At 40.3% G+C, this 12,612-nt stretch carries 12 protein-coding genes and 1 pseudogene; 4 read left to right on the top strand and 9 right to left on the bottom strand.

Annotated features, from left to right (window positions below):
• Window positions 1–13: 13 nt before the first annotated feature.
• Genes FY048_RS18745 through FY048_RS18720 form a run of 6 tightly spaced genes read right to left on the bottom strand, consistent with a single transcriptional unit; the run spans window position 14 to window position 8,354 of the window.
• A complete protein-coding gene (locus FY048_RS18745; protein ID WP_446092139.1) occupies window positions 14–1,954 on the bottom strand; it encodes an acetyl/propionyl/methylcrotonyl-CoA carboxylase subunit alpha in 1,941 nt (646 codons plus the stop codon).
• Between the two features lie 18 nt (window positions 1,955–1,972).
• A complete protein-coding gene (locus FY048_RS18740) occupies window positions 1,973–2,809 on the bottom strand; it encodes an enoyl-CoA hydratase/isomerase family protein (protein WP_446092138.1) in 837 nt (278 codons plus the stop codon).
• A 15-nt stretch (window positions 2,810–2,824) separates the two neighbouring features.
• Window positions 2,825–3,982: an acyl-CoA dehydrogenase family protein gene (locus tag FY048_RS18735; RefSeq protein WP_446092137.1), complete on the bottom strand. Its 1,158-nt coding sequence runs from the start codon at window positions 3,980–3,982 to the stop codon at window positions 2,825–2,827.
• Between the two features lie 42 nt (window positions 3,983–4,024).
• A complete protein-coding gene (locus tag FY048_RS18730; RefSeq protein ID WP_446092136.1) occupies window positions 4,025–5,638 on the bottom strand; it encodes an acyl-CoA carboxylase subunit beta in 1,614 nt (537 codons plus the stop codon).
• Between the two features lie 2 nt (window positions 5,639–5,640).
• The gene (locus FY048_RS18725; protein WP_446092135.1) at window positions 5,641–6,528 is read right to left on the bottom strand and encodes an SDR family oxidoreductase; all 888 of its coding nucleotides are present in this window, start codon (window positions 6,526–6,528) and stop codon (window positions 5,641–5,643) included.
• Window positions 6,529–6,548: 20 nt separating this feature from the next.
• Complete coding sequence (locus FY048_RS18720) at window positions 6,549–8,354, bottom strand: acyclic terpene utilization AtuA family protein (protein WP_446092134.1); 1,806 nt, start codon at window positions 8,352–8,354, stop codon at window positions 6,549–6,551.
• A gap of 185 nt (window positions 8,355–8,539) precedes the next feature.
• On the opposite strand from FY048_RS18720, the gene FY048_RS18715 reads away from it, so the two are divergent.
• The 3 genes from FY048_RS18715 (at window position 8,540) to FY048_RS18705 (ending at window position 10,100) form a co-directional block, all read left to right on the top strand.
• Window positions 8,540–9,139: a TetR/AcrR family transcriptional regulator gene (locus FY048_RS18715; protein ID WP_446092133.1), complete on the top strand. Its 600-nt coding sequence runs from the start codon at window positions 8,540–8,542 to the stop codon at window positions 9,137–9,139.
• Between the two features lie 124 nt (window positions 9,140–9,263).
• On the top strand, window positions 9,264–9,602 hold the full coding sequence (locus FY048_RS18710) for a DUF4238 domain-containing protein (RefSeq protein ID WP_446092132.1): 339 nt from the start codon (window positions 9,264–9,266) through the stop codon (window positions 9,600–9,602).
• Between the two features lie 102 nt (window positions 9,603–9,704).
• On the top strand, window positions 9,705–10,100 hold the full coding sequence (locus FY048_RS18705) for a DUF4238 domain-containing protein (RefSeq protein ID WP_446092153.1): 396 nt from the start codon (window positions 9,705–9,707) through the stop codon (window positions 10,098–10,100).
• 81 nt (window positions 10,101–10,181) lie between these two features.
• On the opposite strand, the gene FY048_RS18700 is transcribed toward FY048_RS18705, so the two are convergent.
• From FY048_RS18700 to FY048_RS18690, 3 genes are all read right to left on the bottom strand, one after another.
• The gene (locus FY048_RS18700; RefSeq protein ID WP_446092131.1) at window positions 10,182–11,345 is read right to left on the bottom strand and encodes an acyl-CoA dehydrogenase family protein; all 1,164 of its coding nucleotides are present in this window, start codon (window positions 11,343–11,345) and stop codon (window positions 10,182–10,184) included.
• Between the two features lie 136 nt (window positions 11,346–11,481).
• Window positions 11,482–12,045 carry a DUF4256 domain-containing protein gene (locus tag FY048_RS18695; protein ID WP_446092130.1) on the bottom strand — a complete coding sequence of 188 codons (564 nt, stop codon included), beginning with the start codon at window positions 12,043–12,045 and terminating at the stop codon, window positions 11,482–11,484.
• Window positions 12,046–12,065: 20 nt separating this feature from the next.
• Complete coding sequence (locus FY048_RS18690; protein ID WP_446092129.1) at window positions 12,066–12,395, bottom strand: GFA family protein; 330 nt, start codon at window positions 12,393–12,395, stop codon at window positions 12,066–12,068.
• A gap of 79 nt (window positions 12,396–12,474) precedes the next feature.
• Here FY048_RS18690 and FY048_RS18685 point away from each other — a divergent pair.
• A pseudogene (locus FY048_RS18685) lies at window positions 12,475–12,564 on the top strand (TIGR04219 family outer membrane beta-barrel protein); the annotation flags it as partial.
• Window positions 12,565–12,612: the final 48 nt, after the last annotated feature.

Raw genomic sequence — 12,612 nt, 5'->3', positions numbered from 1 at the left:
GTGGCATTTTTTATTAGACTACAATACTAAATAACATTTGTCGTTTTTTTACTTGCTGCCCTTGTTGCCCTAAAACATCATCGACCACTCCATCTACATCAGATTTAATCTGTTGCTGGATTTTCATCGCTTCAAGCACCAATAAGGTTTGCCCTTTCACTACTTGATCGCCTTTATTGACCAAGATATTAACCACAGCGCCGTCCATCGGGGCACGAATTTTGCCATCTCCAGCTACATCAGCTATTTCTGGAGCAGCGTAAGTCACATTGCGAATCACAACATTGCCATTATCTTTATCTAGATAAAGCTGATCACCATCTAAAACATATTGCACACGGCGACGTACACCATCAATTAAATAAACTAATTGCTCTGTCGTTCTCTCAAGCACTTCAACACAAACCGTTTGATCGCAAAACTGTGCCGTAAACTTGTTATTTACCGATAAAAGCTGCAATTGAATTTGCTGATCATCATATTTAAGCTTTAATGGTAATGGCACACCTAGTCCAGTTTGCCACACCGCGGCGCCTTTACTCTGGCTAAATAATGCTGCTGCAATAGCCAACGTTTCTAAAGATAAAACCTGATGATGTAAGCTACTGTCGTTTTGAAAATACTGCTGAATAAATGCGGTATTGGTTTCCCCTGCGGCGACAACTGGATGACGCAGTAAATTCACCAAGAACTGCTTATTACTATTTACACCTAGCAAAACACAGTCATCTACGGCCCGAGCAAGTAAGCGAATCGCATCCTCACGGGTTTTACCGTATGCGATCACCTTCGCCACCATCGGATCATAGAAAGGGCTGACTTCATCGATTGCCAACATACCATGATCTATTCGCACATTTGCCAAAGTTGCAGGCTGCCAACGCAGAACTTGTCCTGTCTGTGGTAAGAAATCCTGACGTGGATCTTCTGCATACAAACGTACCTCGATTGCATGGCCGTTTAATGTCAATTCATGTTGTTGCGATGGTAACTGCTCACCATTCGCGACACGTAATTGCCATTCAACCAAGTCTAATCCAGTAATGAGTTCAGTGATGGGGTGCTCCACTTGCAAACGAGTATTCATTTCTAAAAAATAAAATGCACCCGATGCATCAAGCAAAAACTCAACCGTTCCCGCACCGACATAAGCACATGCTTTAGCCGCTGCTACAGCCGCCTCACCCATTTGCTGACGTAGTTCAGAAGTCATGACTGGACATGGTGCTTCTTCAACGACCTTTTGGTGACGGCGTTGAATCGAACAATCACGCTCAAACAAATAAATATAATTGCCGTGTGTATCACCAAAAACCTGAATTTCGACATGGCGCGGAGCAATGACTGCTTTTTCTAAAATAAGCTCGCCTGAACCAAAGGCATTTTCAGCCTCTGAACGTGCAGTTTGCAAAGCTTCAATCAACTCGGACGACTGCTGTACCAAGCGCATACCGCGGCCACCACCGCCCGCAGAAGCTTTGACCATAATTGGAAAACCAATTTGCTCAGCTTGTGCGGCTAAATATTCAAGGTCTTGACGATCACCTTCATAGCCAGGCACGCACGGTACACCCGCGTCAATCATGGCAATTTTTGAGAGACGTTTACTGCCCATTAGCTCAATTGCAGAAGCGGTAGGCCCAATAAAGGTAATCTGGTTGTCGATACATGCTTGAGCAAAATCAGTATTTTCAGACAAAAAACCATAGCCAGGATGAACCGCATCTGCTCCTGTTTTTTGACATCCCTCTATAATTTTTGCAATTGAAAGATAAGATTCAGATACTTTTGAAGCGCCAATATAGACAGCTTCATCAGCCTCTTGCACATGACGAGCGTTACGGTCTGCATCAGAATAAACTGCGACAGTTTGATAGCCCATTGCCTTAGCAGTTTGCATGACTCGAACTGCAATTTCACCACGGTTGGCAACCAGTACTTTTGAAAATTTCATTATTTTTATCCTTGTCTCTTATGACTCATCAGCCCAATTCGGCAACCGTTTCTGGATAAAAGCCATTGTTCCTTCTTGTCCTTCAGTCCCACCAACTGCTTGGGAAAACTGCTGAGCAGCATCATCTAGCAATTCATTTAAAGGTTCATTAAGCGTTCGATGTAACAGTCCTTTAGTAACACGTGAAGCTTGAGGAGCTGCTCGTTTAATGTGTTGAATCGTTTTCTCTAAAGCTTGCTCGAGTTCTATTTCATTATGTGCAATTTGATGAACAACACCAACGCTGAGCGCAGTCTGCCCTTCAAAACGCATGCCCAATAAAGCCAATCGACGCGCCTGTGTCAGGCCAATACGTTTCACCACAAAAGGAGCAATTTGCGCAGGAATTACACCAAGTCCCGTTTCAGGTAAACCAAACTGAGTATTGTCACGACTAATCGCAACATCGGAAACACATGCCAAACCAAAACCACCACCTAAAACAGCACCTTCTAAAATCACTACAACCGTTTGCGGCGCACCATCAACTTGCTCAAGCATGGCACCAAAACGACGGTTAAAATCAGCATAAGGTTGTAGACTGCCAACATTGGTTGCTTCAACACGTAAAGCAGCCATGTCTTTAATGTCACCACCTGCACAAAAAGATCCACCTTCACCACGGATAATCACCGCACGAATCGAAAGATCATCGCGAATAGCAGCAAAGACTTGTTGAATAGCATTGACCATATTCAAATTCATGGCATTACGGCTCTCCGGTCGGTTTAACCAGAGATATAAAATACTGCCGTCTTGTTCTAATTGAATACTGTCATCAATATCTAAAGCTTGAAGCGATGCTGAAAGCGTCATGGCTTACCCCTTATTTTATTTCTGTTTTTTAGGCAAAATGTCCATCAACTTACAGATAATTCCCAACATAATCTCATCTGCCCCGCCGCCAATAGACCCTAAGCGGCCATCACGATACAGCTGCGAGGCAGGGTTATCCCACATGAAGCCATTACCACCCCAATATTGTAGACAGCTATCGGCAACTTCACGGCTTAAGCGACCTGCTTTTAGTTTTGCCATAGATGCCAGCTTGGTCACATCTTCACCCGCAATATGCTGTTCACACGCTTGGTAAGTTAATGCTTTAAGTGCTTCCACTTCGGTCATGAGCTCGGCAAAACGAAAATGGATATATTGGTTATTAATGAGTGGTTGACCAAAAGTAGTCCGCTCTTTGGTATAGTCGATGGTCTTTTGGATTAAATTTTCCAACCCACCAATAGCATTAGCACAAGCCCATAAACGCTCTTCCTGAAATTGCATCATTTGCATCATGAAGCCCATGCCTTCAACACCAACCAAGTTACGCTGCGGTACACGTACATTGTCTAAATAAACCTGCGCTGTGGTCGTTGAACGCATCCCTAATTTATTAAGTGGCTCTGAAAAACTAATCCCTTTAGTTTTTGCTGGCACAATAATCATCGACTTATTAACGTGTGGTTTATCATCGGAGGTATTGGCTAAAAGACAAAAGAAGTCGGCCTGCAATGAGTTAGTAATCCACATTTTGCTGCCGTTAATGACATAGTCATCGCCAGCTTTTTTAGCAGTCGTTTTAATAGCAGCAACATCTGAGCCAGCATGCACTTCTGATACTGCAATTGAGGCAACATATTCTCCAGCAATCGCTGGTGTTAAAAACTCATCGCGTAATTCTTTACTGCCAAAACGTGCCAAAGCAGGTGTAGCCATATCGGTTTGTACACCAATAGCTAAAGGCACCCCACCACAAGCCGCATATCCAATTTCCTCAGCAACAACTAAGTTATAAGAATAATCTAAAGCCAGACCGCCATTTTCCTCAGGCTTACAAATTCCTAATAAGCCAAGATCACCCATTTTTTTAAATACGTCGTGGATTGGAAATTGCCCCGCTGCTTCCCATTCTGGAATATGGGGATTCAGCTCATTTTGCACAAATTGACGAGCTGTGCGGCGCAATGCTTCATGTTCGGCAGTAAATTTCATGGTGTTATTCCTATTAATTTTTTTAATTGCGGTAAAGGTTGATTAAAAACGAGACACACCAAAACGAGTTGGATTTAGCTCTCGTTGCTGTGCTTCATAAATGGTTTGTAAAAGGAAAATTAATAATTTTCGAGTATCTCGCGGATCGATAATCCCGTCGTCATGTAGCATGGCCGTATTGAAAAGCGCGGTAGATTGCTGCTCCAATTTCATGGCCGTACTTTGCTCAAGAAAATCGAGCACTTGCGGATTAGACTCCTGACCAGAAGCTTTTTGCTTTCCTTCAGCCACAATGCGTAGCACCTTTCCAGCTTGTGCAGCGCCCATTACAGCAACATGCGAATTTGGCCATGCAAAAATAAAGTCTGGCGATAGACTACGACCACACATCGCGTAGTTACCAGCACCATATGAGCCTGCCACAACAATTGAAATTTTAGGTACGGAACAATTGGCAACCGCTTGAATCAGTTTCGAGCCATGTTTGATAATGCCATTTTGCTCGGCGTCGGTTCCCACCATAAAACCTGTAGTGTTATGCAAGAATAATAACGGACGCTTGGTCTGTTCACACAGATGAATAAACTGAGCTGCTTTCGCCGCTCCTTGAGGAGTAATCGGGCCATTATTGGTAATAATGCCGATATGTAATCCACCAATCTTTGCCCAACCACATACCGTTAAATCATCATATTCCTGCTTAAATTCTAGAAAATCTGAATCGTCAATAATGCGGGAAACCACTTCTTTCATATTGAATGGTTGTTTAGGGTCACTTGGAATCACACCCAACAGTTCATCGGTATCGTAACGAGGTTCTTTACAAGTTGTTTCAACTGGTTTGATTTGCTCTTTCCAGTTCAGGTGTTCAAAAATTTCACATGCAAGCCGAATACCATCAGCATCATTTTCAGCTAAGTATTCTGCTGTTCCAGCAACCTGTGCATGCATTTCTGCCCCACCCAACTCTTCAGCTGTTGCAACTTCACCAGTTGCTGCTAAAAGTAAAGGTGGGCCTGCAAGAAGCATCTCGGTTTGTTTACGTACAGCAATGACATAATCTGAAAGTCCTGGTTGATAAGCCCCTCCTGCCGTTGCATTGCCATGAACAACTGCAAGCTGTGGAATACCGGCCGCTGAAAGACGTGCCTGATTGGCAAAGGTCATGCCACCATAGGTAAATACTTCCGCAGCATAATTTAAGTTAGCACCGCCACTTTCGGTCAGCGTAATCAGCGGAAGTTTTTGTTCTAAGGCAATTTTTTGCAAACGCAAAGTTTTTTGTACACCCATTGGTGACATGGTTCCGCCTTTAATGGCACTATTACTTGCAGAGACCAAACAACGCACACCACGGACAAAACCAATGCCAGCAATTACGCCACCGCCTGCTTCTGAGCCATCCTTATCATCATGCATGTTGTAGCCAACCAAGCCACATAACTCAACAAAAGGTGAGTCAGCATCGAGTAACAACCGTACGCGCTCATGCGGCAAAATCTTGCCTTTTTTATCGAACTTCGGTTTGGCAGCATATGATTTATCAATGCTTTTTTGCTGAATTGCACGGACTTCACTCAGCTGAGCAAGCAGTGCCTCTTTATTCTTTTGATACTGTTCACTGCCAACAGCAATTTCGGATTGGAGAATAGTCACTGTTATTCCTCCTCAGCCTCAGTCTTTTTCTGAAAGATTTCAGGAATAAATGCACGGTGGAAACCATTATAAGACTGGCTATTTGTCGCATCGCCTAGTGGATACATTCGTGTCCCTTGCGATGCAGCACCATCAATACGTAAAGTTACACCTGACACAAAAGCTGCAGCATCAGACAGTAAATAACAAATCGCCGATGAAACTTCCGACTCAGTTCCCATGCGTTTTAGCGGTACATTGCCAGCAAGACTTGGAATAATTACTTTGGCAAAATCACCGCTATAATTATCCATACCGGATGACACAATCCATCCCGGTGCAACCGCATTTACACGAACACCTGATTTCCCCCACTCAACTGATGCTGTTTTTGTTAAGTTATCAACCCCTGAACGCGCAGCACCAGAATGTCCCATTCCCGGCATACCACCCCACATATCAGCCGTCATGTTGACAATACTGCCACCATGTTTTGCCATCCATTGGTTATAAGATTCACGCATTAAATAGAAAGTTGCGTGCAAATTATTACGCACGACTGCATCAAAACCATTCGCCGATATATTCTCTAAAGCTGACGGGAACTGGCCACCAGCGTTATTCACCAAGCCATCCAGTCTGCCAAATTTCTCAAGCACTTCGGCAATCATATTTTTCACTTGTTCTTCTTCACGGTTATCACAAACAATGAAATGAACCTGCCCACCATCCTCTATAATTTCTTGGCTTACTTTTTCTAATTTCTCAATTTTGCGTCCTGTAATCACCACTTGAGCACCAAGGGCAGCAAGCTCATGTGCAGTACAACGACCAATTCCTGAGCCGCCACCTGTCACAATGATGACTTTATTAGCGAAAGCATCTGGTCTAAAAATTGATTGATAACTCATCTTAGTCTCATCCATTCATTTTATTTTTCTAAAAGATGTGCCGGAACTTTTACAGGCATATCCAATAATTGTTGTGCAAATGCTTTACCTTGCGGATCTATACGTAGGCTTGCAACACCACCTCCACCCAAAGCATTTTCCAACATAAAATTCAGCGCATTTAAACCCGGTAATTCATAACGAATTACACGTCCCTTTTCAGCATCTAAGACATGTTGCATATAGCTTGCAACAGCTTGTTCAGTCAGTGCTGCACGAATCCATGGTAAATAATCTGCTTTACGCGCAATCACACCGATGTTGCTATGATTGCCTTTATCGCCACTGCGAGCATGCGCAATTTCAATCAAAGGAACTTCTATTTCATTCCCTTGATAAACTGCACTTTCACCCACTGCTAAAGTATTGAATTGTCCTATAGACGTGCCCTGAGGAATTTCAACTGGATAGCGGCTCCCCTCGAAATCGATTTCGACATTAATTTGATTTTTATCAATTAAAAATGAAAATAACTTAATCACTGGAGATGCTTTTGGTCGTCCTCCGACAATTCCCGCCAAGGCTGGAGCCATACCTGTGGAAGCCTGTGCAATTTCAGATGCAAAGAACATACATGCTTCTTTAAACATGTGTTTTACAGCTATTTTGACCACAACTTCACGACTATTTAAAGCCTGAGCATGTGCTCCATAAGTACTTTCAATACCTAAGATTTCAACCGATTTTTCACTAAAAGATGGCACCGAACGTATTGCTAAAACACGCTCACATTTCACCAGAATCGCATCGGCAATGACTTGCGCTTTTTGTGGTGCTTCACGTCCTGCAATTAAGAAACTGACTAAAACCCGATAACCATCTGGATAGGTCGCACTGACTTTATATTGCGCAGTCGGTGCTTGTCCTTTTGCACCCGTCACACGGACTCGATGCTCTCCGACTTGTTCTAAATGCACCTGACTGAAATTAGCAATTACATCGGGTAGTAAATACGCTTGAGGATTGCCAATTTCATAGACAATTTGCTCAACGACCGTGGCGGTAGAAACTAGACCACCTGTTCCCTGGGGCTTAGTCACAACGAATGAGCCATCTTCACTCACTTCAACCACTGGAAACCCCATGTTGTCGAAGCCCTGCACCAATTGCCAATCGGTAAAATTACCACCTGTACATTGTGCACCACATTCAATGACATGACCTGCCAAGGAACCTTGTGCCAACTTGTCATAGTCATCTAAAGACCATTGATATTCATACAGTAACGGTGCAAGGACCACAGCAGAGTCAACAACACGGCCAGTAATCACAATATCTGCGCCTAAATTCAAAGCATCACGAATAGCCACTGCACCTAAATAAGCATTACTGCTCGCCACCTGTTCTGGTAAAGCTTCACCGCTAAACATTTCCTGAATATTTTGCTGCTTAAGTTGTTCATGGTGCGCTAAAAGATCATCGCCTAAAACCACGGCCACTTTCAGATCTAGACCATATTCTTTAATTATTTTTTGCAAGGCATCTCGACATGCCAATGGATTAACACCACCGGCATTACTAATCACCTTAATCTTTTTTTCTGCAATTTTTTTTAGTAGAGGTGCCATCACTCGACTGACAAAATCCAGAGCATAACCATGCTTGGGTTCCACCATCTTCGCTTTTGCCATAATCGACATGGTGATCTCTGACAAATAATCAAAAACCAAATAATTAATATCGGTTAGATGTACCAATTGGAAAGCGGCAGTATTGGTATCCCCCCAAAATCCTGAGGCACAACCTATTTTTACGACACGCTCATCATCCTGTTGATTACTTGCCATCTTATTTCTCATTATTTTGTTTAAAAATTACACTCAACATTACCAAGCAAGCGCTTGGTTTGTAAAGAGCAAAATGTTATTGTGAAATTGACCAAAACTGCCAAACTCGACAGCTCAGCTAAAAAATGATGAGATTTGGCAAACTTTTCTGTTAAGTATTTTTATATAAAGGACTCAGCTTTCGCATGATTGCTACTTCAATTGAACAGATCGCAAATATTTCTTGCTTTGATGACAGCCCACGTGGTCGTTTATTACAGGGAGCCGCCTATCTATTTCACAAGCAAGGCTACGATAAAACCACTGTACGCGAACTTGCTCAATTTATTGGAATTCAATCAGGTAGCTTATTTCATCACTTTAAAAGTAAAGATGACATCCTCGCTCACGTGATGGAGGAAACCATTATTTACAATCTTGCTCGGTTACAAGATGCAGCAGCTCAATCTACCGATCCAGAACAACAATTACGTGCCCTTATTAAAGCTGAACTCACTTCAATTACTGGAGATACTGGTGCAGCCATGGCTGTTTTGGTTTATGAGTGGTTTGCTCTGTCAAAAGAAAAACAAGATTATCTTTTAAAAATGCGTAACGAATACGAGCAGATCTGGTTAGATATTATTGAAAATTTACGTAATCAGGGCAAGGTAAAACATGATGCCTTTATTTGGCGAAGATTAGTTGGTGGTGCAATTTCATGGACCGTAACTTGGTATAAAGCTGAGGGTAAGATCAAAATTGATGAGTTAACCGAAATGGTCTGGGAGATGGCTTTGAAATGAGTTCTGTAATATCTTAGAATTTGAGGAAAATATGGAAAGAACATGAACGTTTGGCAATTTTAAATGAAGAATGGATAGACAAATAAATCATTACAATCAATTTTTTTAAATCTTAAAGGTATCTATGGGAAGAAAATCAAAACACCACTATATTCCTAAATGTTATTTAAAAGAATTTACTAAGGATAGAAAAACTACATCATTATTTTGGTGTATTCCAAACAATAACACCAAATCTTTTCAAACAAGTCCAAATGACTCATGTGCCCAACGTGACTATTATACAATAGACCATATAGATCCATTAATTATTGAAGATTTCTATGCAAATCAAGTTGAACCTAAAATCAGCCTCGCCATTAATTACATAAATAAATATGCGTCAATCCCACAAAGAAATGAAAGACAAAACCTAGTTTTACTTATGGCTGCTTTGTATTTACGAGTACCATTTTTTCGATAACTAGTCCAAAAACCTTTAGAGCAAATGAAAGAAATTATTACGAGTATGGAAAAAGATGTCTCCATATCTAATAAGGATGAATTCAATTTTAATTAAACAGATCTGATTAGAATTGAAACAAAACTTCTTAGTAGAATACAAAACTATCTAACAACTAAATATTTCCAGTTATTTGTCATCAATGAGCCAGATTTATATATTATTACTAGTGACAATCCATTTGTATTAAATCATCCACTGGAAGATGAGCAAAACTTTTCTTTCGGGCTGAATACGCCCAATATTGAAATATTAATACCTATAACTAAAAAAGCTTTTATAATTGCTAAGAATGAGCCTTGTAACGAAATCAGTTTCATCGCTGATAAAAAGTTAGTGGCTTTAGTGAATACTAAACTCTTATTAAATTCTCATAAATATATTTATAGCTGTGACGATAAAATTTTATTGTTAGATAGTGAATTGAAAGTCTATGAACACCATATTCAATCAGGATAAAACTTAACAAATCGTCAAGTACTAACAATAATATTTGACGATCTAAAGAAAAATTTAGGCACTATATAAGATAGAATACAATCAATACCTTAACTGTTTACTAATCAAATCTTTCATAATTTCTTCAGCGCCCCCACCGATCATATTGACCTTCACTTCACGGTAAATACGTTCAGACTTGGTACCTCGCATAAAGCCCATGCCGCCCAACGTTTGTACCGCTGCATCAGCGCAAAATTGCATAGTACGAGTCGCAACATTTTTTAGCATTGAAATTTGAGCCACCAACTCAGGTCCTTGTAATTTTGGCTGAGTCATTTTCCATGCAGTTTCTTCAAGTAATGCCCGTGTTGAAGTTAATTGCATTGCCATATCTACCAATTTATGACGAATCACTTGATGATCAATTAATCGCTTACCAAAAGTTTTGCGTTGCTGTGCCCAGTCTACGGCTTCTTCGTAACAGACTAATGCATACCCATAAGCTACTACACCTAAGAAAAAGCGCTCCATATTAAAGTTATTCATAATGACTTTAAAACCGGCATTTTCTTTGCCGAGCAGATTTGATACAGGTACTCGTACTTGGTCAAAATGCAAATGAGCTGTATCAGAAGCCCACCATCCCATTTTCTTTAAAGGTGTTTTAGTAATTCCGTCGCTATGTGCATCAACTAACAACATTGAAATACCTTCTGCACCTGTTTTAGTTGGATCTGTACGCACCGCAACAGTATAGTAATCTGCACGAATTCCCGATGTGATAAATGTCTTTTCACCTGAGATAATATAGTAAGCACCATCACGCACGGCTTTCGTTTGTAATGCAGCAACATCAGAACCACCACCAGGTTCTGTAATAGCTAAAGCAGAAATTTTTTCACCAGAAATAATACTCGGAAGGACTTTTGCTTTTAACTCCTCACTTCCAAAGTGCTGAATTGGCGGAGCACCAATTGTGTGTACCATCAAGGAGATATGCACTCCACCCGACCCAGCCTTCGCCATTTCTATACCAGCCAATAATGAATAGAATGGATCAGCATCAGGAATGCCACCATATTCATCAGAGAACCCTAACCCCAATAAACCAATCTCAGCAGCTTTTTTATAAAGATCTCTAGGAAATGTCTCAGCTTCATCCCATTCATTAACGAAAGGTGCTATTTCTTTTTGTACAAATCGGCGAACATTATCAGCAAAAGCAATATGTTGTTCATTATAGTAAATTGGATTGGGTTGCATTTTTAGAGATATCCTGGTGTTTTTATTTAATTCCAGAGCATATCTTGTCATGTTTACCATCAATCAAAAGTTGCAAGAACCTCCAATTTCTTGGCATAAAACATCAAACCTAATAATTCTTATCAAACTGTAAAATCTATATTCTTAGACAGCACCGAAATCCACGAGCAGCATAATAAGATTGCGCCCCATTATGATAAATAAAGACCCGACCATAACGACGATCTGCAAAAATTGCTCCATCTAACTGTCGAATCTCATCTGGGGTTTTGAGCCAACTTGATGTTTTAAGATCAAACTCCCCTAAATTTTGTAATTCACGATATTGCTCTTCTGTAAGAAGCTCGACTCCCATTTCTTTAGCCGCCTCGATTACACTATTCTTAGGAGGATGATCTTTTCTAGCCACCAAAGCTTCTCGATCATAACAAAGACTTCTACGACCTTTCGGTGTCTCAGAAGAGCAATCCACAAACAAATATTCATCACTCTTTGAGTCATAAGCCACAATGTCAGGCTCTCCTCCGGTATTCTCCATTTCTTGCAATGACCATAATTTTTCAGGAGATTTAATTAGTTTAGTTTGCGCTTCAGTCCATCTTATTTCTTTATGACGATACAAATTCTTTTCGAATCTATCTTTTAATATTTCAATTAAAATTTCTATCTGCTTTGGAGCTAGTTGCTGTTTTGCTGTCATTGAATAAATCCTTATATTTATTAAGCTGAACGTCCATCAAAATAATTTATTTTTTCTAAATCTATGTCATCTATGCATCTAACATTAATAGCAAAAATAGAATTACCTTCAGCATAGGGATGAATACCACAATTTTTACAGAAATGATGATTAATCACATGTTTGTTAAAAGTATAGTTCGCTAAAATTTCAAGGGTTTCTAAAGAGACTTTAATTTGGTTACTCGGTAAAAACCAAAGCAATGAGCCTTTCCTTTGACATATTGAACAATTACAAGATAAAACCTCTGACAACTCTCCATCCACTACAAATTTAATCTGACCACAATGACAACTTCCTTGATATTTCATTTGTCTTACTCTTTATAATTTTCATGCTACTTACTTTTCCAGTTTAAAGAATAAGTTTCCATATAAAAATGTAATCTAATTAATCAATATTGATTTAGAAGACTACGATAACAATGATCTTAAGTTTGAATTTAAGGGCCCGTATGTAGGACTGGAAGCTCATTTTTAAATCAGAACGCACTCGAAATTTCCCTCCCATATAAAAAGGACTCTTCTA

The sequence above is a fragment of the Acinetobacter sp. 1124_18A genome, assembly GCF_052824995.1.
Note: the sequence above shows the minus strand (reverse complement) of the source record. Positions and strands in the feature narration are given on the sequence as shown.